Source organism: Pseudomonas sp. IT-P395 (assembly GCF_949767675.1).
Lineage (GTDB): Bacteria > Pseudomonadota > Gammaproteobacteria > Pseudomonadales > Pseudomonadaceae > Aquipseudomonas.
In genome coordinates, this window is sequence record NZ_CATKPW010000005.1 from 170386 (window position 1) to 194468 (window position 24083).

Consider the following 24083-nt stretch of genomic DNA (forward strand, 5'->3'; position numbering starts at 1 on the left):
GCATTATAGGGAAAAAAACACGCGCGTGGGGGAGGCGAATCAGCACAGGGCGGTCGATCAGGAGGGGTATTTCAGTCGGAGCGAGGGTTTACAGGGCTTTCGCGGATGTTGGCCGGTGAGAATTTTTTTTGATTAATTTTTTCGTCGGGCTTTGGTTGCTCAAGAAATGAGCAAAAAACCGCGTTTTTCACTATATCTTGTGTTTTGCAACCCTTTTCAACGACTCCAGACACAACTGAGCCCGACCGAAGTCGGGCTGGAATCGACCCTCAATGAAGCGCTGAGAGATCCAATTCGGTGCAGTCTCAAATCATCAATTGGTGCAGCCGTTGCCCATGATGCTGTAACGCAGGATGTGACGCTGACCTTTGGAGTCGTCGTATTCCATTTTGGCCGGAACCACTTCGCAGACATTCGGAACTTCGCTCATGGAAACAACTTTGGCGATGTCCAAGTGCGTGGAGTAAGTGTATTCCTCGATAACCGGTTGTTGCTGCGCGACATCAGTCGGAACCTCATCTGCCATGGCGGTTGCGCACAGACTGCTGAGGGCCAGAACCAATAAAGCTTTCATTCGGATTTACCTTTTTGAGGTCGAGTGGGGTCACGCAACCTTTTTAGGGTTGCGTGTGGAGCTTAATCATTTGCGGTTATTACTTGAGAGCTGGATTAACGGCCTTCGTGGGGGCTGTAACGTTGTTAATCGCGTTTGCCTTGTCGGCGAGGTGAATTTTAGGGAGATGGGGCGGGGGTAAACAGAGCGGGTTTTGATAAACACCTTTGGCAGATTTGGTAACAATCCCTTGAGATGGGGTAGAGGCTGGATTGGTAACCGGGTGTTTTGTCTGCGGGACCGAGTTGTCTGAATCGCTGGCAAGCCAGCTCCCACAGGGTTTGGGGGTGTTTTAGAGGTTGGTGTCTGGCTTGCAAACGGGGTAGGTGGAGGATTTGTAGGGGCTTGTTACTACCATCGTCGAATGGTTCTATGGCCCCCGCCCCGTTACAACAGGGTCATACAAAAACAACTATTACACCGAGGTAGGAAAGATGAGTGCGGCTTCTCTGTATCCCGTTCGTCCCGAGGTTCTGGCTAACACGCTGACTGACGAGGCGACCTACAAAGCCATGTACCAGCAGTCGGTCGTCAACCCTGACGGCTTCTGGCGCGAGCAAGCCAAGCGTCTCGACTGGATCAAGCCTTTCACCACGGTGAAGCAGACGTCGTTCGACGATCACCATGTCGACATCAAGTGGTTTGCCGATGGCACCCTGAACGTTTCCTACAACTGCCTCGACCGTCACCTGGCCGAGCGCGGCGATCAAGTCGCGATCATCTGGGAAGGCGACGATCCTTCCGAAAGCCGCAACATCACCTACCGCGAACTGCACGAACAAGTCTGCAAACTGGCCAACGCCCTGCGTGGTCAGGACGTGCACCGCGGCGACGTGGTGACCATTTATATGCCGATGATTCCCGAAGCCGTGGTCGCCATGCTGGCCTGCACCCGGATCGGCGCGATTCACTCGGTGGTGTTCGGCGGTTTCTCGCCGGAAGCCTTGGCCGGTCGCATCATCGACTGCAAATCGAAAGTGGTGATCACCGCTGACGAAGGCATCCGCGCCGGCAAGAAGATTTCCCTGAAAGCCAACGTCGACGACGCGCTGACCAACCCGGAAACCAGCAGCATCCAGAAAGTCATCGTGTGCAAGCGCACCGGTGGCGACATCAAGTGGAACCAGCATCGCGACATCTGGTACGAAGACCTGATGAAAGTGGCGGGCACTGTTTGCGCGCCGAAAGAGATGGGCGCCGAAGAAGCGCTGTTCATCCTTTATACCTCCGGTTCGACCGGCAAGCCGAAGGGCGTGCAACACACCACTGGCGGTTATCTGCTGTACGCGGCGATGACCCATGAGCGCGTGTTCGACTACCGTCCGGGCGAAGTCTACTGGTGCACCGCCGACGTCGGCTGGGTCACCGGCCACAGCTACATCGTCTACGGCCCGCTGGCCAATGGCGCGACTACGCTGTTGTTCGAAGGCGTGCCGAACTATCCGGACATCACCCGGGTGGCGAAGATCGTCGACAAGCACAAGGTCAACATCCTCTACACCGCACCGACCGCGATTCGCGCGATGATGGCCTCGGGTCAGGCAGCGGTTGAGGGCGCTGATGGCAGCAGCCTGCGTCTGCTCGGTTCGGTCGGTGAGCCGATCAACCCGGAAGCTTGGGACTGGTACTACAAGAATGTCGGCAAGTCGCGTTGCCCGATCGTCGATACCTGGTGGCAGACCGAAACCGGCGGCAACATGATGAGCCCGCTGCCGGGTGCGCACGCGCTGAAGCCGGGTTCGGCAGCGCGTCCGTTCTTTGGTGTGGTGCCGGCGCTGGTCGACAACCTCGGTAACATTATCGAGGGTGAGGCTGAAGGCAATCTGGTGATTCTCGATTCGTGGCCAGGTCAGGCGCGCACGCTGTACGGCGATCACGATCGTTTCGTTGATACCTACTTCAAGACCTTCCGTGGCATGTACTTCACCGGTGACGGTGCGCGTCGTGATGCCGACGGTTACTACTGGATCACCGGGCGTGTCGATGACGTGCTCAATGTGTCCGGTCACCGTATGGGCACGGCGGAGATCGAGAGCGCGATGGTTGCGCATCCGAAAGTCGCTGAAGCAGCGGTGGTCGGTGTGCCGCATGACATCAAGGGGCAGGGCATCTATGTCTATGTCACGTTGAAGAATGGCGAAGAGCCGACCGAGCAACTGCGTCTGGAACTGAAGAACTGGGTGCGCAAGGAGATTGGGCCGATTGCTTCGCCGGATGTGATTCAGTGGGCGCCGGGGCTGCCGAAGACGCGTTCGGGCAAGATCATGCGCCGGATTCTGCGCAAGATTGCCACGGCGGAATATGACGGGTTGGGGGATATCTCGACCTTGGCAGATCCGGGTGTGGTGCAGCATTTGATTGATACGCACAAGACCATGAATGTTGCTTAAGTAGTAGATTGATGTGCTGAAAAGCCCTGTTCGGTGTAGGCCGGACAGGGCTTTTTTGTGTCTGCAGGTTTTGTGATGGTAGGACTGGCCTAATCGCTGGCAAGCCAGCTCCCACAGGTTTTGTGGTGTGTTGGAGATTTTGGTTTCAGCGCATATTGGGGGTGGCTGCTCTGGCCTAATCGCTGGCAAGCCAGCTCCCACAGGTTTTGTGGTGTGTTGGAAATTTTGGTTTCAGCGCATATTGGGGGTGGCTGCTCTGGCCTAATCGCTGGCAAGCCAGCTCCCACAGGTTTTGTGGTGTGTTGGAGATTTTGGTTCCGGCGCATATTGGGGGTGGCTGCTCTGGCCTAATCGCTGGCAAGCCAGCTCCCACAGAGTTTGTGGTGTGTCGGAAATTTCAGCTTCGCCGCATATCCCTGTGGGAGCTGGCTTGCCAGCGATAGCAATCTGTCAGGCAACTGTGTAGTCCATTGTCGGAACACAAGAACACCCGACCAATAATTATCGATCTGCGCCGTAAGACATTTCCCGCTGTTACCCGCCGCCTTCCACGTAACCGAATGTGTAACCGCCCGCCCCGGAGCGGGGCAAAGGGAAACGCATCGCCCCGTTTTAGAGCCTCGAAACCCCCGGTGAAAAATAAGACACAACGCTGCGCTTGCCGGATTAGAAGGGTTTGCGAATAATAGGCCCGCAATTTGCAGCATAGATCGGTTCACTGTCTTTCGCTCTTGCATGAAATCGCAGGGCTGTCAATGTGCCAAAGTCGCTTTCTCTGTGCATCTGTAATTAGTTGTCGCATTGAAGAAATATCGGCTTCGGGCCTGTCGTTAGAATGCCGATCACTCGCTCATCGTGGCTGACGTTGAAATCTCTGACGGTTTCAATGGGAAATTTCCCACCGATGCAGCAACCGATTTCCCGATTCACCCATTCGCATATTGGGCTGTCGCTCACTCTGCCGTTTTTGCCCTTTACCGATGGAGTCCCAAGATGAAGAAACTTGTGCTGCTTGGCGCCCTGGCACTGTCCGTGCTGTCGATGAATGCCTTCGCTGACGAAAAACCTCTGAAGATCGGTATCGAAGCGGCTTACCCTCCGTTCGCTTCGAAAGCACCGGATGGCAGCATCGTCGGTTTCGACTACGACATCGGCAACGCTCTGTGCGAGCAGATGCAGGTCAAGTGTGTGTGGGTCGAGCAAGAGTTCGACGGTCTGATTCCGGCACTGAAAGTGCGCAAGATCGACGCGATTCTGTCGTCGATGTCGATCACTGAAGATCGCAAGAAGTCGGTCGACTTCACCAACAAGTACTACAACACCCCGGCACGTCTGGTCATGAAGTCCGGTACTCAGGTCAGCGAAGGTCTGGCTGAGCTGAAGGGCAAGAACATCGGCGTACAACGTGGTTCGATCCACGAGCGTTTCGCTCGTGAAGTCCTGGCGCCACTGGGTGCCGAGATCAAGCCGTACGGCTCGCAGAACGAAATCTACCTCGACGTGGCTGCCGGTCGCCTCGACGGTACCGTGGCTGACGCCACCCTGCTGCAAGATGGCTTCCTCAACACCGACGCCGGCAAAGGCTTCGCGTTCGCAGGCCCGGCGTTCACCGACGTCAAATACTTCGGCGACGGCGTAGGCATCGCAGTTCGTAAGGGCGACGCCCTGAAAGACAAGATCAACGCTGCCATCGCGGCCATCCGCGAGAACGGCAAATACAAAGCAATCCAGGACAAGTACTTCGCCTTCGATATCTACGGCAAGTAACACGTCTCTGCGACAAGTCCGAAATGGCGCAAGCAACAGGATCTCTGCGGTTTGCGCCATTTTTTCATCCCAACTTTCGAGGACCTGAATCATGTTGAAAGGCTACGGGGCTGTCATCCTCGATGGCGCATGGCTGACGCTTCAGCTCGCCTTGTCGTCCATGGCTCTGGCCATCGTTCTCGGGCTGATCGGTGTCGCGTTGCGCCTGTCGCCGGTGCGCTGGCTGGCCTGGCTGGGCGATCTGTATTCCACGGTGATCCGCGGGATTCCCGATCTGGTGCTGATCCTGCTGATCTTCTACGGCGGCCAGGACTTGCTCAACCGCGTTGCGCCGATGCTCGGCTACGACGACTACATCGACCTGAATCCACTGGCCGCCGGTATCGGCACCCTCGGTTTCATTTTCGGTGCGTACCTGTCGGAAACCTTCCGTGGCGCGTTCATGGCCATTCCCAAAGGTCAGGCCGAAGCCGGCATGGCGTACGGCATGAGCAGTTTTCAGGTGTTCTTCCGGGTGATGGTGCCGCAGATGATTCGCCTGGCGATTCCGGGCTTCACCAACAACTGGCTGGTATTGACCAAGGCTACCGCGCTGATCTCCGTGGTCGGTCTGCAAGACATGATGTTCAAGGCCAAGCAGGCGGCAGATGCCACTCGCGAGCCTTTCACCTTCTTCCTCGCAGTGGCGGCGATGTACCTGGTGATCACCAGTGTTTCGTTGCTGATCCTGCGTCAACTTGAGAAGCGCTACTCGGTAGGCGTAAGGGCGGCTGATCTATGATCTTCGACTACAACGTCATTTGGGAGGCCATGCCGCTGTACCTCGGCGGCCTGCTGACCACCCTCAAACTGCTCGCGCTGTCGCTGTTTTTCGGTCTGCTCGCGGCCCTGCCGCTGGGGCTGATGCGCGTCTCGAAGAACCCGGTCGTCAACGGCGCCGCGTGGCTGTACACCTACGTGATCCGGGGCACGCCGATGCTGGTGCAACTGTTCCTGATCTACTACGGTCTGGCGCAGTTCGAAGCAGTACGCGAAAGCTTCTTGTGGCCGTGGCTGTCCAGCGCAACGTTCTGCGCGTGTCTGGCGTTTGCGGTCAACACCAGCGCCTACACCGCTGAAATCATCGCTGGCAGCCTCAAGGCTACGCCGAACGGTGAGATCGAAGCGGCCAAGGCCATGGGCATGTCGCGCTTTAAACTGTACAAGCGCATCCTGCTGCCATCGGCCCTGCGCCGGGCACTGCCGCAGTACAGCAACGAAGTGATCATGATGCTGCAGACCACCAGTCTGGCCTCCATCGTCACTTTGATCGACATCACTGGCGCGGCGCGTACCGTCAACGCGCAGTTCTATCTGCCGTTCGAGGCGTACATCACCGCCGGCGTGTTCTACCTGTGCCTGACGTTCATTCTGGTCAAGCTGTTCAAACTGGCCGAGCGTCGCTGGTTGAGCTACCTGGCCCCGCGGAAGCACTGATATGGAACGCATCGACCACGTATTGCCGTGGAGCCATTTAGGCAGCGAGCGCAAGATTTCGGTGTTCCGCTTTGGCCACGGCGAGCGCAAGGCCTACATTCAGGCCAGCCTGCACGCTGACGAATTGCCGGGCATGCGCACCGCCTGGGAGCTGAAAAAGCGCCTCGGCGAACTCGAAGCCAAAGGCTTGCTCAACGGTGTCATCGAGCTGGTGCCGGTCGCTAACCCGTTGGGTCTTGGTCAGTTGCTGCAAGGCAATCACCAAGGCCGTTTCGAGGCCGGTAGCGGCAAGAATTTCAACCGTGATTTCGTCGAGCTCAGCGCGCCGGTTGCAGCCGCTTTGGCCGACAGCCTCGGTGATGATCCGCACGCTAATGTGCGTCTGATCCGTCAGGCCATGGCCGATCATCTGGCGGCATTGCCAGAGGCGAGCAGCCAGTTGCAAGGCATGCAGCGGGTGTTGCTCAGCCACGCTTGCACCGCTGATGTGGTGCTTGATTTGCACTGCGATGCTGAAGCCGCGCTGCACATGTACGCGTTGCCGCAACACTGGCCGCAGTGGCGTTCGCTGGCGGCGCACCTGAATGTGAAGGTCGGATTGCTGGCGGAAGACTCCGGCGGCAGCTCGTTCGATGAAGCCTGTTCGTTGCCGTGGTTGCGCCTGTCGCGGCAGTTCCCTGATGCGCAGATTCCGCTGGCGTGTCTGGCGACGACCATTGAGCTGGGCGGTCAGGCCGATACCGGTCGCGCCGAAGCGCAGGCGTATGCTGAAGGCATTCTTGCGTTCCTCGCCGAGCAAGGTTTGCTCACCGGCGAGTGGCCGAACCCAGCACACGAAGCCTGTGAAGGCATGCCGTTCGAAGGCACCGAGTTGCTGTTCGCACCGCATCCGGGCGTCGTGAGTTTTCTGCGCAAGCCCGGCGAATGGGTCGAGCCCGGCGACGAGATTTTTGAAGTGATTGATCCTCTGTCCGATCGGGTCAGCACGGTATGTGCTGGTACCTCCGGGGTGCTGTTTGCCATTGAACGGCTGCGTTATGCCCAACCCGGTTTCTGGCTGGCCAAGGTGGCGGGGCGCGAAGCGCTGCGTCACGGGCGCTTGCTCAACGACTGACTGACTGTTTTTGTGAGAACCGACCGCATGTACAAACTTGAAGTCCAAGACCTGCATAAACGCTATGGCAGTCACGAAGTGCTCAAGGGCGTGTCCCTGAAAGCGGCAGCCGGCGATGTGATCAGCATCATCGGCTCCAGTGGCTCCGGCAAAAGTACTTTCCTGCGCTGCATCAACCTGCTCGAGCAGCCGCACGCGGGCAAGATTCTGCTCAACAACGAAGAGCTGAAACTGGTGGCGAACAAGGACGGCGCGCTGAAAGCCGCTGATCCGAAGCAGCTGCAACGCATGCGTTCGCGCCTGTCGATGGTGTTCCAGCATTTCAACCTGTGGTCGCACATGACCGCGATTGAAAACATCATGGAAGCGCCGGTTCACGTGCTCGGCGTACCCAAGTACGAAGCGCGCGAAAAAGCCGAGTACTACCTGAACAAGGTCGGCGTGGCCCATCGTAAAGATGCGTTCCCGGGGCACATGTCCGGTGGCGAGCAGCAGCGCGTGGCGATTGCCCGTGCGCTGGCGATGGAGCCTGAAGTGATGCTGTTCGACGAACCGACTTCGGCCCTCGACCCGGAACTGGTGGGCGACGTGCTGAAAGTCATGCAAGCGCTGGCGCAGGAAGGTCGCACCATGGTTGTGGTTACGCACGAAATGGGTTTTGCCCGTGAAGTGTCGAACCAGTTGGTGTTCCTGCACAAAGGTGTGGTGGAAGAGAGCGGCAACCCGCGCGAAGTGCTGGTGAATCCGCAATCGGAACGTTTGCAGCAATTCCTCTCGGGCAGCCTCAAGTAATCGCTGCCGTTATGCACCAAATCAGGTCATGCTTCGCGACCTGAAGGTTGGCTCCAATCCACTGTAGGAGCTGCCGAAGGCTGCGATCTTTTGATCTGTTTTTGAAGATCAAAAGATCGCAGCCTCGTTCCACTCGACAGCTCCTACATGGGAATGGCATTCCAGTCCCGATGGTGGATCTGCGTCAGGCTCAAGATTTGTGTTCATTTACGGGCTAGCATTGGCCCATGCCTTCATCACTGTTCCTCGTTTCGGATTGCCCGCCCATGACTGCCCATCGAATTGGTTTCCTGATTTGGCCCAGCACTAAAGCGTTGACGCTGGCGCTGGCGGAGGAAGCCTTGCGTGTTGCTCAGCGGGTGCACCCGGATGTGGTTTACGAACTGTCGTTCCTGCAAGCCGAGCCACCCGCCGAAGGTGCCTGGCAATTACCCGGCGAAGCGTGGGCCGGCAAACTCGAAAATTTCCAGAAACTGTTCCTGCTCGCTGACGAGCCACCGACCACGTTGGCGCCGGCTCTCAGCAGTGCACTGAAGCAATTGGTGCGTGCCGGCACGGTCATCGGCGGTCTGTCCGCGGGTGTGTACCCGCTGGCGCAACTCGGTTTGCTCGACGGTTATCGCGCTGCCGTGCACTGGCGCTGGCAGGACGATTTCGCCGAGCGTTTTCCGAAAGTCATCGCCACCAGTCACTTGTTCGACTGGGATCGCGATCGCCTGACCGCCTGCGGTGGCATGTCCGTGCTCGATCTGTTGCTGGCGGTGCTGGCCCGCGATCACGGTGCGGAATTGGCCGGTGCAGTCTCGGAAGAACTGGTGGTTGAACGCATTCGTGAAGGCGGCGAGCGCCAGCGCATCCCGCTGCAGAACCGTCTCGGCTCCAGCCATCCGAAGCTCACTCAAGCGGTGTTGCTGATGGAAGCCAACATCGAAGAGCCGCTGACCACCGACGAAATCGCCCAACACGTGTGCGTGTCGCGTCGCCAACTGGAGCGCATCTTCAAGCAATACCTCAACCGTGTGCCGAGCCAGTACTACCTGGAATTGCGCCTGAACAAGGCCCGGCAGATGTTGATGCAAACCAGCAAGTCGATCATCCAGATCGGCCTTTCGTGTGGCTTCTCCTCGGGGCCGCATTTCTCCAGCGCCTATCGCAACTTCTTCGGCGCCACGCCGCGGGAAGATCGCAACCAGCGGCGCAGCAGCAGTCCGTTCGAATTGTCGTCAGTGCCGCCAGAGCGCGGTTAGGTCTCGGCGTACGTCTGGCTCAATCGGAAAACGACATATCCCTGAAGTTGTCCAGCGCTTGGTAAGCGCTGGCCAGCCATTCTCGCTCCTCCTGCAGTCGCGTTTCGTTGGTCGCATTGTAAATAGTCAAACGCTGCTGACTCTCCAGGCTTAGTGGATTGTTGCTGAAGTCATAGGTGGCACCTCTACCGTCAGCAGGAGAGGGCAGTGGGTCGGGGAGTTCGATGATGGCGTTGGCGGAAAGATCTGCATACGTCAGTTGCGGCATCGCAAAAAGGCCGGCCGGTACGTCGGTCAGTCCCGTGTTGCTCAATCGCAGAGAGTGACACGCGTTGAAGTTTCTCAGGTCGGGTGTCAGCCCCAACGGATTGTGGCTCAAGTCAAGAATGCGCAGGTTTTCCATCGCCGCCAGTGCATTCACGGTTTGCTCAGTCAGTACGATGCGGCAATGGGGCAGTTCCAGGCTGGTCAGATTGCTCATGCGCAAGATTGAGGCGGGAATCTCGTTGAGTTGATAGGCGCGAATATCCAGTTTTTTGAGTGACGGGAACAGCTCAAGCAATCGGTCAACCCGAGGGTGCACGTTGGCAGTACTTGTCAGTGTCAGTTTGCTGGTCTGCTCGAAACGCCCGCTCAGTTTCGGCAACTCGCCATGGAAAGACAGATCAAGGGCTACCTCAGAAGAGGCCAGGCCTCCCGGCGCTACGCGCAAGCTTTGTTCCAGGCCATCCCTGAACCAGCTGCGTCTGGCGTTTTCCTGGCGTAGTGCTTCGTCGCCCATGTTAGCGCCTGTGAGCGGATCACGCGGAACCTCCCGCGCCCACACCTCAAGCTCGCGCAGTAGCGTGGCGAGGTCGCTCTGGCGACGCAGCAATTCGATGCGTCCTTCGGCCATTGTCCCGGGTAGGCCATAGACCAGATGATTGGCATCGGCTTCACTGATGGCGGGATACAGGTCTCGCGCCAGGGCAATGTCAGCCTGCTCAGCCAAAACCCCCAGGTTCTGATAACTGAGTTGGTAGAAGGCCTTTATCCGGTTTTTTGAGGCTGTGGACAGTGGATTGGCCCTCAGGACAACCCCGTTGGTGCCAAAGCCAGTCAAGTCTTCCGGCAATTCGACAATGGCGTTTTCGCTGAGGAACGTGTCACGCAGGCGAGGTAACTGCCCCACGCCGGCGGGCACCTGAGTAATACCGGTGCGGGAAAGATCCAGGGCCGACAGCGCGCGTAATGCTCCGACATCCGGCGCAGTGCCCAGAGGGTTGTTGTACAAGTCCAGTCCTTTCAACCCGCTCATCGCGCTAAGCGTGGCCTGGCCCATGGCGTCGAGTACCACACCACAACTGTTCAGCATCAGTGTTTCGAGGGACGGCATGAGTGCCAGCGCCCGTGGCATGCGGCCCAGCTTGAAGCCGCGCAGCTCCATGGCTTGCAATCCCTTGAAGCACATCAGGAAACTGTCCGGGGCATTTAGCGTTTCATTACCCTGAATGGACAAGCGGACGACGTGGCTGAAGTCGGCAGACAGCGACGGCAGTTCCCCCGCAAAGTGAGCAACGATATCTAGCGTATTGAGCCTCAGTTCGGGCTTGTCGGTGTTTCTGGCGCGCCAGAACTGTTCCAGATTTTGACTGAACTCTCTCCTCTTGAATTGTTCTTCCACGCGCTCAGGTACGCTCAGGATTTCGCCGGTCATGGGATTGCGCAACGGTATGCGTTCGGACCAAGCGCTCAAGTCGCTGATCATCTGTCTGATTTCCGCTTCCCAGCGCAGCAGTTGCTCAGTGCCCGCCCGCAGCGTGCCGGGCAAGTGATAGATCATGTGACTGGCATCGTCGATGTCCATCCATGGATACAACCTTTGTGCGCTGGCCAGGTCGCCTACATCCGGCATCACGTCAAAATGGCGTCCGTGCTCGACATAGTAGGTTTTGATGCGCTCGCGAGTGGGCAGGGACAGTGGATTGCTGGCCAGATTGGTGCCGTCGGCGAGGTCCAGATCGAGGCTGAAAAAAGTTTCGGGCAGATTGGTGATGCGGTTGCCGTTCAACAAGGCGTTTTTCAGGTTCGGGTGATCGGCGAAGCCATTGGGCAGTGCCGTAATGCCGGAGTTCGAAAGCAGAATGTCACGCATGGCAGGCAGCGGCTGCAGGTCGGGTATCGCCGCCAGTGGATTGTGACTCAGGTCCAGCAGTTCAAGGTCGCTCAGTGTCGCGAGGGTGTTCTGGTCGGCGGGGCTGAGTGTCACGCCGCAGTCTCTCAATGTCAGTTCCGTGAGCTTCGGCAGGTGGGTCACGGACTGCGGTATTTCACCCAGTGGAAACTGTTGCAGGTCCAGCTCGCGTGTGTTGACGAACAAATCGATGAACGCGTCGGGGGCACCGATAGCGGCATTGCCCTTGAGCTTCACACCAACGACATGAGAGAAATCCGTTGTCAGTTGCGGCAGGTCACCGATGAACCTCAAGTCGGACTCAAAAAAATCCGCACGCATGCCTGATTCGACCGATCGGCGACGCCAGAAGCGTTCCAGCTGTTGGCCAAATTCGGAGCGGGCGGCGTATTGGTCAAACAGTTCAATGGCCGTGAGAACTTCACCCGTCAAGGGATGAACGCTGGGAACTTGCGGTGCCCAAGCGGTCAGGTCCGAAGTCAGCTGATTAAGCTCGGCCCGCCACCTGACGAGCTGAATCCTGCTATCGGCCAGGGTTCCGGGCAAGTCGTAGATCACATCGCTGGCCTCCTGTTCATCCAGGGACGGAAACAGATCTCGCATGAGGGCGATATCGCTGGTCTCTGCGCGCACATCGAAGTCTTGTCCGGTGCGTCTGTAATAGGTTTTCACTTTGTTGCGTGTGGCCACCGACAGCGGGTTGTCGGAAAAGTCGAAGCCGTCACTCTGATTGGCCGACAGCTCGAACACCGCATCGGGGATTTCGCTGATGCGGTTACCGCTGATAATTGCAGTGCGCAGATTCGGATGACTGGCCAGCCCGTCAGGCGTCACGTTGAGGCCGCAGTTGGACAAGTCGAGGTAGGTCAGTTCGGGGAGCAGGTTCAGCTCGGGGAAAGTCCCCAGGGGATTGTTGCTCAGGTCCAGCGTATGCAGGTTGTTCAGGGAAACCAGTGTCGCCTGATTTTCAGGGGTCAGCACCACGCCGCAATCGTTGAGTTCCAATACGCTGAGGCGGGGCATCCTGATCTGCGAAAGGGCAATCGGCTCCAGGTCGAAGGCGTGCAATTCCAGTGTGGTCAGATTCTCAAAGCGCTGAATGAACGGCAGTACTGCCGTGAGGTTTTTATTGCCCGTCAGTGTCAGTCGCGAGACATGCTCGAAATTGGCACTCAAGGCCGGCAGGTCGCCCATGAAATCAAGCGTTGCGGTCAGCTCGCTTTCTCTGAGAGACGCTGATCGGGTGCGCCAGAAACGCTCCAGTTTTTGCCGAAACTCATCCCGTGCACTGCGCTCCAGTGCTTGCTCATCCAGCGTCAAAGGTCGATTGAAAACGGGGTCGAGCGCAGGTGTCTGGTTGGCCCATTCGCCGAGTTCAGTCTTCAACGTTGCGAACTCGGCCTCCCAACTGGCGAGCTGAGCCTGGCTGTCAGTCAATGTGCCGGGAAGCCGATACAACAATTCACTGGCCTGGTCGGCATTCAGATCAGGAAACAACGTGGTGGTGCGCAAAATATCGGCTGGATCCGGGCGTACTCCGAAATGTTTGCCTGTGTGGTTATAGTACGTTTTCACTTTCTCTCGGGTGGCGGCCGACAGCGGGTTGTCGGCAAAACCGAAGCCGTCACTGAGTGAGCTGGTCAGGTTGAAAAAAACGTCCGGTATGTCGCTGATCTGGTTGCCATCGAAATTGCCGGTGATCAGTCTCGGGTGATCGAGCAGGTTGGCCGGCAGTGAGGAGATGTCTGTCTTGGTCAGATTGAGATAACGCAACGAAGGCATCGCGCTGACGTCGGGAGGCGTGCCCAATGGATTGCCCCGCAGATCCAGCAGCGAAAGGTTGGGTAACGATGCAAGCACTGCCTGATTGGTTGCCGAGTGGGTGATGCCGCAGTCGCGCAAGATCAACTGGCGCAGGTTGGGCATTGCAGTGAACGATTGGGGCAGGCTCGGCAGATCGAGGTTTTGCGCATCCAGATACAGCAGACCTGTGAAGCGTTGCATAAAGGTGTCCACTGCCCTGGTATTGGCGCTGCCATTGATGGAGAGCATGACGACGTGGCTGAAGTCCGCTTCCAGTGCGGGTAGTTCCCCCAGTACGGGTTGCGCAATCTGCAACATGTACCCAGCGGGACCCCGGGTTTGCCTGCGCCAGCAACGCAGTAGCGCTTCTCGGAACTGCGCGCGATTCTGCAGGGCTGCCCGGCGTTCGATATAGGTCAACGGCAGGCCGCTGACAGGGTCATTGGCGGGGACGTCGATTTCCCAGTTACGCAGGTCATTACTGAGCTTGAAGTATTCGTTGCGGCGCCTGGCCAGTTCCGCGTTGAACTCAACCGTGTTGTTCTGGAAAACCGCAACGAAATTACGCGCCTCTTCGTTGGACATGCCTCGATAGATCGCCTGCACGCGCTCCTCGGGACTAACGATTCGCTGGCCTGTGGTCACCAGGTTGTCCTGGTTTTCGATGCCGATCGCACCGAGTTCACCCGCTTCAAAAAAATCGGCATTTTCAAGGCTTCTGGGTGCGTTCAGTCGATCATTGCCGAAGCCTGCCAGGCGCAGCGTGTCCACGGCCGGTTGGCTGATCGGCGCTTCGAACAGCACGGTGCGTAGCTCCTCGCGTTCAAGTGATCGTTGACGAACTGCGGCACTCAACGCGTCGCCCTGGCCGATCTGCAGGTTCAGATTCTGACGTTCGCCGTCCGGTAATGCGTACAACAGACTGGAGTAAAAATCCGTGGCCGAATGCAGCTCCTGGCCGCGGTCGTCGTAAGGTTGATAGCGGCCGTCCTGTTGGCGAACCAGTACTTTCCGAGCGGGCGCATCTTCGCGTCCGATGCTGTCGAGTACCGCGCCTTCGTAACGTCCGTCGCGGATTTCGAGGCGCACATCGCCGCTCCAGCCTGGCAGCAGCTTGAGGCTGTGCAGCGCAAGGGAATCGGAATCGGCATTGCTCAAGGCGTTCAGTTCCAGGCCTTCGTAAGCGCGGGTAACACGCACTTCCTGATTGGCCAGTTGCATGAATTCCTGTTGGCGCGGCGGCAGTTCTCCGTTGCTTATCTGTATCAATTCACTACCGCTGGCGCTGTCGAGCAGTTCACGGACGAGGCTGGCCGGCAGTGTCGGATCGTGGTCGATGATTGTTTGGGCCAATGGATCGTCAATGTGCTGAAGGACCTGATAGCGCGAGTCGAACAGCGAGCTTCGGTGGCGTCGGGCGAGATGGGCCAGTTGCTTGCGCAGCATCTGACTGCGAACTTCCAGCGAGGGCGTCGGCCCGCTGAAAGGTTCTGCGAGCAACGCTTTGATTTGCTGCTCGTCGAGAGAAGCCAGCAAGGTCTTGAGCAGGTCGCCATCGATCAGGCTGTCCTGGCGAAGCTCGGTCAGTGGCAAGGTTGCGTCCGCCGAGGATTGCCAGAGCAGTTCGCCTCGTTGATCAACCAGACGCAGGCGTTGGCTGCTCGGCCAGCGGCCGTGTTGCGTCAGCAGTTGCAGTTGTGTCGCCGGATCGGCACGCAGGTATTGCTCAGCCACGTTGCTGTCGAGTTGATCGATAAAGCGTTGCAGTTGTTGATCGATCTTGAAGCGCTGAATGCTGTCGGCCAACAGGGGAGGTGGAGTTTGTTGATCGACATGCATCTTGCGTACGGCATCTTCATTGACGCCACTGACACGCAGGATCGTCTCGCGCTCTGGAGGCGAGAATGTCTCGATGGAAGGATTGATTCGCCGCAGCGCCGTGTCGGTGTCCCATTCCAGTGGTTGTTCCAGTTCGGTGTGCCAGGCACCGGCGCCATTGTGGCGCACCGTCGGTTGGTAGGCGTCGGGCCGAGTGGGATGTTCGATCGTGTATTGGCCGGGAATCGCACCTTCGCTCACGGCAAAATGAGCGTCTTCCAGTGGCAGCAGTTGCTTGCCTTGATGCGGGTACAGGCCCAGTTCATTGGGCGTTGAACCGGCATCGGGCACTGCCGTGTGCTGGTAGCGGGCCAGATCGGGATCCCAGTAGCGGGTTTTGCCATTGGCCAGTTGTACAGGCTTGAAGCGGTCGATGAAGGCGACCACTTCCTTGGGCAAGACCTTGCGAAACTCGCCGGCACCAATCGCGCCGCCCATGCCGAAGATACCCAGTTGGATCAGCGATTCGACGGTGCCCATCAGGTGTTCGAACGCTTCGCTCGTGCGTCCCTGTCCCCATTCGATGATGCCCTCGAAAGCTTCATCGAGCATTTGATACGCCATGTACGCCATCATCGCTTCACCCAGGACCGGCACGAACGGCGCGACGATCAGCGCGGCGGCCTGGACGATGCTCGAGATGATGTTGCTCACCGAATCCCAGAAAGCCCAGCGTGCTTTTTGGTCCACCATGGCGGTGGGCACGGCGATCACCCGGGCATCGTTGAAGATCTTGTTCAGTTTCGATTGATAGAGGTGTTGCCACAGATCGACCTGGAACGGTGTCAGTGTGGTTTGCAGATCCGGTCGTTCTACAGGTGTTTCGCGCCAAGCGGGCAGTGAGCTGCCGGACTCCGGCGGATGCCATGTCATTTGGCTCAAGCGGCTGTTGAGGGTGCTGAAGAAAAAGCCGCGATGTTCGTGGTTCACGAAGCGGCTGAAAAACTGCTGATAGTCTTTCGAACGCAGCTGGCGCGTCAGTTCGACAAACAGTTCGTAGGTCGATGCGTATTCCTTGAAAGGGTGCTCGGGATCATCCGGGACGTAGGCCACCACCCGCGCCGGGGTGCGCGATGCATACAGGTCGGGGGCAAAGACGACGATACCGGTGAGCGGCGCGCACAGCATCCCCATGTCATGGCACCGCACGGGCGCGCCACCGACATACAGCCCTCTCATGCCGTCGAGCACGGCGTCGATCAAGCGAAAATAACTTTCCGACACATCGCGGTTCATCCGCGCCCATTGCAGGGCCGCTTTCATCGCGGCCTTCTGACTGTCGTCCAGTTTGCTGCGCAGTACGGACGCCACCATCGGATCGGTATAGCCGAGGTTGTCTTCGAGATGGGCTTTGTACTGAGCACCGAGATCCAGCCTTCGGCACAGCTGGGTGAAGGCGGCAATGCTCAGTTTGGCCTTGATCGACGGCAGGGTCATGAACTGGCCGGTGGTGGAGGGCCGGGTGACGAAGGTCGAGTCAACGTCGAAGGCGTCGTCACGGGTTTCCGCTTCCTCGAAGTTGTGCAGCGCGGCTTCCAGTAACGAGACCGTCCAGGCGCGCGTGCCCGTTCTGATCGGGAGCCACGGGGTGGTTGCGGGGATGTACAGGCGCACAAAGGTATTGCGCACATCCAGATCCAGTCCGAAGGATTTGTTCAGTTCCTGTTTGAGCAAGGGCTCGGCAAAGGCGCTGGCGTCTTGCAGGTGTTCGAGGCTTTGGTCGACTTGGCTTTGCGCGGCCCAGTGCGCGGCGTTGAGGGTTTTCATCTGTTGATGCTGTTCGGCGGGGACCGATTGGAGTGAAGTGGACAGACGGGGCAGGCTGTCCTGGAGCGCCTGGCGGCGGGTCGATGAAGTGTTGCCGAGCCAGTCGGGTACGGCGTTTTTCAGTGGCAGGTAGTGGTCGTCGTGATGCTGCGCGTCGCTCGCGGCAGTCGAGACTGGCGGTGGTGGCTGAGTCAGGTGCATGGGCCAATCCTTGGCGTTGAAAAGAACGCGCAGCAAATCAGGAACGGACCACCTTTGTGCGGTACATATTTATATCTTTGTCGCGGGGTGGAGTTGGTATTCTCTGCAGCCTGCCGCAAATCGGCGGCGCCCGTTAAACTGCGCCTTTGCGACGCTATATGTCGCATTGCCGTAAACCCGTGAAAATCCGGGGTTTGCGCTATAAGAAGTTGTCGCTTGGCGACAAGGCCGGGCTGAAAACTGTCCTTACAATCCTCACCAAGCTCGCCAGTTTCAGGCGAGTGTTTCTCATCAGGAGACTCCGATGTCCGTTGAGCACGCTGCGGTACAACGCGCCGATTTCGACCAGGTAATGGTTCCCAACTACGCGCCTGCCGCTTTCATTCCAGTGCGTGGCGCCGGTTCCCGCGTCTGGGATCAGGCCGGCCGCGAGCTGATCGACTTCGCCGGCGGCATCGCCGTCAACGTATTGGGCCACGCGCACCCGGCGCTGGTCGGTGCACTGACCGAGCAAGCGAACAAGCTGTGGCACGTGTCCAACGTGTTCACCAACGAGCCAGCCCTGCGCCTGGCGCACAAGCTGATCGATGCCACGTTCGCCGAGCGCGTGTTCTTCTGCAACTCCGGTGCCGAGGCCAACGAAGCCGCGTTCAAGCTGGCCCGTCGTGTGGCGTTCGACCGTTTCGGCTCTGAGAAGTACGAAATCATCGCCGCGCTGAACAGCTTCCACGGCCGTACCCTGTTCACCGTCAACGTCGGTGGCCAGTCGAAGTACTCCGACGGTTTCGGCCCGAAAATCACCGGCATTACCCACGTCCCTTACAACGATCTGGCCGCGCTGAAAGCGGCGGTGTCCGACAAGACCTGTGCGGTCGTGCTGGAACCGATCCAGGGCGAGGGCGGCGTGCTGCCAGCCGAACTGGCTTACCTGCAAGGTGCCCGCGAACTGTGCGACGCGAACAACGCGCTGCTGGTGTTCGACGAAGTGCAGACCGGCATGGGCCGCAGCGGCAAGCTGTTCGCCTACCAGCATTACGGCGTGACTCCGGACATCCTCACTAGCGCCAAGAGCCTGGGCGGCGGTTTCCCGATCGCGGCCATGCTGACCACCGAAGCGCTGGCCAAACATCTGGTCGTCGGTACTCACGGCACCACTTACGGCGGCAACCCGCTGGCGTGCGCGGTCGCGGAAGCGGTGATCGACGTGATCAACACGCCAGAAGTGCTGAACGGCGTGAACGCCAAGCACGACAAATTCAAGGCGCGCCTTGAGCAGATCGGCGAGAAGTACGGCCTGTTCACTCAGGTGCGTGGCCTCGGTCTGTTGATCGGTTGCGTGCTGAGCGATGCCTGGAAAGGCAAGGCCAAAGACATCTTCAACGCCGCTGAAAAAGAAGGCCTGATGATTCTGCAAGCCGGCCCGGACGTGATCCGTTTCGCGCCGAGCCTGGTGGTGGAAGACGCCGATATCGATGCCGGTCTCGACCGCTTCGAACGCGCTGCCGCAGCACTGACGCAAGCCTGATAGACCCTTCGACGCCTGGAGCTTTTCAGGCGTCGATCAAAATTTTATGCCGGACCAGATCAACTGTAGGAGTGAGCCTGCTCGCGATTGCGGTCTGTCAGTCGACTCATTGGTTTCTGACAGACCGCAATCGCGAGCAGGCTCACTCCTACATTGATCTCCATGTAGGCCCGGTTATTTTTTCTGTGAATTTATAAGAGAAAGGAGTGACACCATGCTGGTGATGCGCCCCGCGCAAATGGCTGATCTGGGCGAGGTACAGCGTCTGGCTGCGGACAGCCCGATTGGTGTCACTTCCTTGCCGGATGACGTGGAACGTCTGAGCGACAAGATCGCCGCGAGCGAAGCTTCGTTCGCTGCCGAAGTGAGCTTCAACGGTGAAGAAAGCTATTTCTTCGTCCTCGAAGACTCCACCACCGGCAAGCTGGTCGGCTGCTCGGCCATCGTCGCTTCGGCCGGTTATTCGGAGCCGTTCTACAGCTTCCGTAACGAGACCTTCGTGCACGCCTCGCGCGAGTTGAAGATCCACAACAAGATCCACGTGCTCTCGCAGTGCCACGACCTGACCGGCAACAGTTTGTTGACCAGTTTCTACGTGCAGCGCGAGCTGGTCGGTTCACCGTGGTCCGAGCTCAACTCCCGCGGCCGTCTGTTGTTCGTTGCCAGCCACCCGGAGCGTTTCGCCGATTCGGTGGTGACCGAGATCGTCGGTTACAGCGACGAGAACGGCGACTCGCCATTCTGGGACGCGATCGGTCGCAACTTCTTCGACCTCAACTACGCCGAAGCCGAGCGTCTGTGCGGGCTGAAAAGCCGTACGTTCCTCGCCGAGCTGATGCCGCATTACCCGATCTACGTGCCGCTGCTGCCGGATTCCGCCCAAGAGGCGATGGGCCAGGTGCACCCGCGTGCGCAGATCACCTTCGACATCCTGATGCGCGAAGGCTTCGAAACCGATCATTACATCGATATTTTCGACGGTGGCCCGACCCTGCATGCGCGTGTTTCGGGGATCCGTTCGATCGCCCAGAGTCGTGTGGTGCCAGTGAAGATCGGCGAGCCGGTGAAAGGTGTGGGGCGCCAGTATCTGGTGGCCAACGCGCAGTTGCAGGATTACCGCGCGGTGCTGCTGGAGCTGGATTACGCGCCTGGCAAACCGGTGACTCTGGATCTGGAAGCGGCCGAAGCCCTGGGCGTCGGTGAAGGTGCCAGCGTGCGCCTGGTGGCGGTTTAACGCCTTAGCGAGTTTCACGGGTGGCGAAGGCGGCCCGTTTGAGGAGATAGCATGATTGTTCGTCCCGTACGCAGCAGCGATTTAGCCGCGCTGATCGACCTGGCCCGCAGCACCGGCACCGGCCTGACCACATTGCCGGCCAACGAAGAACGTCTGGCCCATCGGGTTGGCTGGGCCGAGAAGACCTTTCGCGGCGAAGCTGGCCGTGGTGATGCGGACTACTTGTTCGTGCTCGAAGACGATGACGGTCGCGTGGTGGGGATTTCCGCGATTGCTGGCGCCGTTGGTATGCGTGAGCCTTGGTACAACTTCCGTGTCGGTCTGACCGTCAGTGCTTCGCAAGAGCTGAACATCTACCGCGAGATTCCGACGCTGTTCCTCGCTAACGACCTGACCGGTAATTCCGAGCTGTGCTCGTTGTTCCTGCACGCCGATTACCGCAGCGGTCTTAACGGTCGCATGCTGTCGAAGGCGCGGATGCTGTTCATTGCTGAGTTCCCGGAATTGTTCGGCAACAAGATCATTGCCGAAATGCGCGGTGTCTCCGATGACGCCGGCCGTTCACCGTTCTGGGAGAGCCTCGGTCGTCACTTCTTCAAAATGGAGTTCAGCCAGGCCGATTACCTGACCGGTGTCGGCAATAAGGCTTTCATCGCCGAGCTGATGCCGAAATTTCCGCTGTACACCTGCTTCCTGTCCGAAGGCGCACGTAACGTCATCGGTCAGGTGCACCCGGACACCGAGCCGGCCCTGGCGATGCTCAAGGGCGAAGGGTTCAGCTATCAGGGTTACGTCGACATCTTCGACGCCGGCCCGGCCATCGAATGCGAAACCGGCAAGATCCGCGCGGTGCGTGACAGTGAAGCGCTGGTGCTCGCCGTCGGTACGCCGGGCGACGACGCCACGCCGTTCATCATCCATAACCGCAAACGCGAAGACTGCCGCATCACTGCTGCGCCGGCGCGTCTGGCTGCCGGCACCCTGGTGGTCGATCCGCAGACCGCCAAACGTCTTCAACTCAACGCTGGCGATCAAGTGCGCGCCGTGGCGTTGTCCGCTGCACGGGAGTCGAAATAATGAATTCGCTATACATCGCAGGTGAGTGGCTGGCCGGTCAGGGCGAAGCTTTTCAATCGCTGAACCCGGTGACCCAGCAAGTGCTGTGGTCGGGGGAGGGCGCAACCACCGCTCAAGTCGAGTCGGCGGTGCAGGCTGCACGTCAGGCGTTTCCGGGCTGGGCGCGGCGTTCGCTGGACGAGCGCATCACTGTGCTGGAGGCGTTCGCCGCCGCGCTGAAAAGCCACGCTGACGAACTGGCCCGCACCATCGGTGAGGAAACCGGTAAGCCGCTGTGGGAAGCTGCGACCGAAGTCACCAGCATGGTCAACAAGATCGCGATCTCGGTGCAGAGCTACCGCGAGCGTACCGGCGAGAAGAGCGGCCCGTTGGGCGACGCCACCGCCGTACTGCGCCACAAGCCGCACGGTGTGGTGGCGGTGTTCGGTCCTTACAACTTCCCCGGTCACCTGCCGAACGGTCACATCGTTCCGGCGCTGCTGGCGGGTAACAGCGTGCTGTTCAAGCCAAGCGAACTGACCCCGAAAGTCGCCGAGCTGACAGTCAAGTGCTGGATCGAAGCCGGTCTCCCGGCAGGCGTTTTGAACCTGCTGCAAGGCGCTCGCGAAACCGGTATCGCGCTGGCGGCGAATCCGGGCATCGATGGTCTGTTTTTCACCGGTTCGAGCCGCACCGGCAATCATCTGCATCAGCAATTTGCCGGGCGTCCGGACAAGATTCTGGCGTTGGAAATGGGCGGCAACAACCCGTTGGTGGTCGACCAGGTCGCCGATCTCGATGCGGCTGTTTACACGATCATTCAGTCGGCGTTCATTTCTGCCGGTCAGCGTTGCACGTGTGCGCGCCGCTTGCTGGTACCGCAAGGCGCCTGGGGCGACAGCCTGCTCAAGCGTTTGGTTGAAGTCAGCTCGACGATTGAGGTCGGTGCATTCGATCAGCAACCGGCGCCGTTCATGGGCTCAGTGATTTCCCTCGGCGCGGCGAAAGCGCTGATGGACGCTCAAGAACATCTGTTGGCTAACGGCGCCGTGTCGTTGCTGGCGATGACGCAGCCGCAGGCACAAGCCGCGCTGCTCACGCCGGGCATTCTCGATGTGAGCGCTGTTGCCGAGCGTCCGGACGAAGAATTGTTCGGCCCGTTGTTGCAAGTGATTCGCTACGTTGATTTTGAAGCGGCGATCGCTGAGGCGAATGACACTGCCTATGGTCTGGCCGCCGGTTTGCTGTCGGATTCCGAAGCACGTTATCAGCAGTTCTGGCTGGAAAGCCGTGCCGGTATCGTCAACTGGAACAAACAACTGACCGGTGCGGCGAGCAGCGCGCCGTTTGGCGGTGTCGGTGCCTCGGGCAACCATCGCGCCAGCGCCTATTACGCAGCGGATTACTGCGCGTATCCGGTGGCGTCGCTGGAAACCCCAAGTCTGGTGTTGCCTGCCGCCCTGACGCCTGGCGTGAAAATGGCGTGATGCCCAATCGCTGGCAAGCCAGCTCCCACAGGGGCGGAGGCGTCCACACATTTTGTGTACGACGCGGTTACTGTGGGAGCTGGCTTGCCAGCGATGGCCGCACCGCGGTGTTAAAGAATAGTTACTGAAGCCTATAACAACAGATTCTCGTGGAGCCTCGCTGATGAAATCCTATGAAGTCAATTTTGACGGTCTAGTGGGGCCGACCCATAACTACGGTGGTCTGTCCTACGGCAACGTTGCCTCCCAGAGCAACAGCCAGCAATCTTCGAACCCGAAGGAAGCGGCGCTGCAAGGTCTGGCGAAGATGAAAGCGCTGATGGAAATGGGCTTTCAGCAAGGCGTGCTGGCGCCACAGGAACGTCCGGACGTGGCCGCTTTGCGCCGTCTGGGTTTCAGCGGCACTGACGCGCAAGTGATCGAGCGCGCCGCCAAGGAAGCCATGCCGCTGCTGGTCGCCAGTTGCTCGGCATCGAGCATGTGGGTGGCCAACGCTGCCACCGTCAGCCCGAGCGCCGACACCGCAGACGGTCGCGTGCATTTCACCGCCGCCAACCTCAACTGCAAATACCACCGCAGCATCGAGCACCCGACCACCAGCCGCGTGCTCGGTGCGATGTTCGCCAATCAGCAGCACTTCGCTCATCACGCCGCTCTGCCGGCGGTGGCACAGTTCGGTGACGAGGGCGCGGCCAACCACACGCGTTTCTGCCGTGAGTATGGCGAGGCCGGCGTCGAGTTCTTCGTATTCGGTCGCAGCGCGTTCGACAACCGTTTCCCGGCGCCGCAGAAGTACCCGGCCCGTCAAACCCTCGAAGCGTCGCAAGCGGTTGCGCGTCTGCACGGGCTGCGTGACGAAGGCGTGGTCTACGCCCAACAGAACCCGAACGTGATCGATCAGGGCGTGTTCCATAACGACGTGATCGCGGTGGGTAACGGTGAGGTGTTGTTCTATCACGAGGACGCGTTCCTCGACACCGACTCGATGCTGGCCGAGCTGCAAAGCAAACTCGCCAAAGCCGGCGGCAACTTCCAGTCCGTGTGTGTGCCGCGTTCGGCGGTCACCGTAGATGACGCGGTGCGCTCGTACCTGTTCAACAGCCAGTTGCTGTCGCGTCCTGATGGCTCGATGTTGCTGATCGTGCCGCAAGAGTGCCAGGCCAACGAACGCGTCTGGGCTTATCTGCAAAGCCTGACCAGCTCCGGCGGTCTGATCCGCGAAGTAAAAGTTTTCGATCTCAAGCAAAGCATGCAAAACGGTGGTGGCCCGGCGTGCCTGCGACTGCGCGTCGCGCTTAACGAAACCGAACTGGCAGCCGTCAACCCAGGGGTTATCATGACGCCACCGTTGTACGGTTCGTTGACCGCATGGGTTGAAAAGCACTACCGCGACCGCCTGAGCGAAACCGATCTGGCGGATCCGCAATTGCTGCTTGAATGCCGGACGGCACTGGATGAACTGACGCAAATCCTTAAACTGGGCGCGGTTTATCCATTCCAGATCAATTGATGGCCGGCGCGTCGCCTGAACGCGGCGCGCGGCTTGTCTCCCCAAGAGAG

At 59.0% G+C, this 24083-nt stretch carries 14 protein-coding genes; 12 read left to right on the forward strand and 2 right to left on the reverse strand.

What is annotated here, in order from left to right; all coding sequences use genetic code 11:
• Positions 1-313: 313 nt before the first annotated feature.
• A complete protein-coding gene (locus ACM6IN_RS05155) occupies positions 314-574 on the reverse strand; it encodes a DUF2790 domain-containing protein (protein ID WP_007912695.1) in 261 nt (86 codons plus the stop codon).
• Positions 575-1047: 473 nt separating this feature from the next.
• On the opposite strand from ACM6IN_RS05155, the gene acs reads away from it, so the two are divergent.
• From acs to argR, 7 genes are all read left to right on the forward strand, one after another.
• Positions 1048-3003 (forward strand): acetate--CoA ligase, encoded by a 1956-nt coding sequence (gene acs, locus ACM6IN_RS05160; RefSeq protein ID WP_007912698.1) that lies wholly within the window; start codon positions 1048-1050, stop codon positions 3001-3003.
• 993 nt (positions 3004-3996) lie between these two features.
• Positions 3997-4770: an ABC transporter substrate-binding protein gene (locus ACM6IN_RS05165; protein ID WP_007912701.1), complete on the forward strand. Its 774-nt coding sequence runs from the start codon at positions 3997-3999 to the stop codon at positions 4768-4770.
• A gap of 91 nt (positions 4771-4861) precedes the next feature.
• Positions 4862-5551, forward strand: a complete 690-nt coding sequence (locus ACM6IN_RS05170) for an ABC transporter permease (protein WP_007912702.1) — start codon at positions 4862-4864, stop codon at positions 5549-5551.
• A complete protein-coding gene (locus tag ACM6IN_RS05175; RefSeq protein ID WP_007912703.1) occupies positions 5548-6246 on the forward strand; it encodes an ABC transporter permease in 699 nt (232 codons plus the stop codon). The genes ACM6IN_RS05170 and ACM6IN_RS05175 overlap by 4 nt, the downstream gene beginning before the upstream one ends.
• Position 6247: 1 nt before the next feature.
• A complete protein-coding gene (locus tag ACM6IN_RS05180; protein ID WP_414915533.1) occupies positions 6248-7360 on the forward strand; it encodes a M14 family metallopeptidase in 1113 nt (370 codons plus the stop codon).
• Positions 7361-7387: 27 nt separating this feature from the next.
• Positions 7388-8152 (forward strand): ABC transporter ATP-binding protein, encoded by a 765-nt coding sequence (locus tag ACM6IN_RS05185; RefSeq protein ID WP_007912705.1) that lies wholly within the window; start codon positions 7388-7390, stop codon positions 8150-8152.
• 266 nt (positions 8153-8418) lie between these two features.
• Positions 8419-9399, forward strand: a complete 981-nt coding sequence (gene argR / locus ACM6IN_RS05190; protein WP_007912706.1) for a transcriptional regulator ArgR — start codon at positions 8419-8421, stop codon at positions 9397-9399.
• Between the two features lie 19 nt (positions 9400-9418).
• On the opposite strand, the gene ACM6IN_RS05195 is transcribed toward argR, so the two are convergent.
• Entirely contained in the window at positions 9419-17221 is a 7803-nt protein-coding gene (locus ACM6IN_RS05195) for a dermonecrotic toxin domain-containing protein (RefSeq protein ID WP_414915534.1), read from the reverse strand.
• 304 nt (positions 17222-17525) lie between these two features.
• On the opposite strand from ACM6IN_RS05195, the gene ACM6IN_RS05200 reads away from it, so the two are divergent.
• The 5 genes from ACM6IN_RS05200 (at position 17526) to astB (ending at position 24033) form a co-directional block, all read left to right on the forward strand.
• Positions 17526-18746: an aspartate aminotransferase family protein gene (locus tag ACM6IN_RS05200; RefSeq protein ID WP_007912711.1), complete on the forward strand. Its 1221-nt coding sequence runs from the start codon at positions 17526-17528 to the stop codon at positions 18744-18746.
• Positions 18747-18960: 214 nt separating this feature from the next.
• Positions 18961-19980, forward strand: a complete 1020-nt coding sequence (gene aruF / locus ACM6IN_RS05205; protein ID WP_414915535.1) for an arginine/ornithine succinyltransferase subunit alpha — start codon at positions 18961-18963, stop codon at positions 19978-19980.
• 51 nt (positions 19981-20031) lie between these two features.
• Positions 20032-21057: an arginine N-succinyltransferase gene (gene astA, locus ACM6IN_RS05210; RefSeq protein WP_160041483.1), complete on the forward strand. Its 1026-nt coding sequence runs from the start codon at positions 20032-20034 to the stop codon at positions 21055-21057.
• Entirely contained in the window at positions 21054-22523 is a 1470-nt protein-coding gene (gene astD / locus ACM6IN_RS05215) for a succinylglutamate-semialdehyde dehydrogenase (RefSeq protein WP_176472305.1), read from the forward strand. The genes astA and astD overlap by 4 nt, the downstream gene beginning before the upstream one ends.
• Positions 22524-22686: 163 nt before the next feature.
• Positions 22687-24033 carry an N-succinylarginine dihydrolase gene (gene astB, locus ACM6IN_RS05220; protein WP_414915536.1) on the forward strand — a complete coding sequence of 449 codons (1347 nt, stop codon included), beginning with the start codon at positions 22687-22689 and terminating at the stop codon, positions 24031-24033.
• Positions 24034-24083 lie beyond the last annotated feature (50 nt).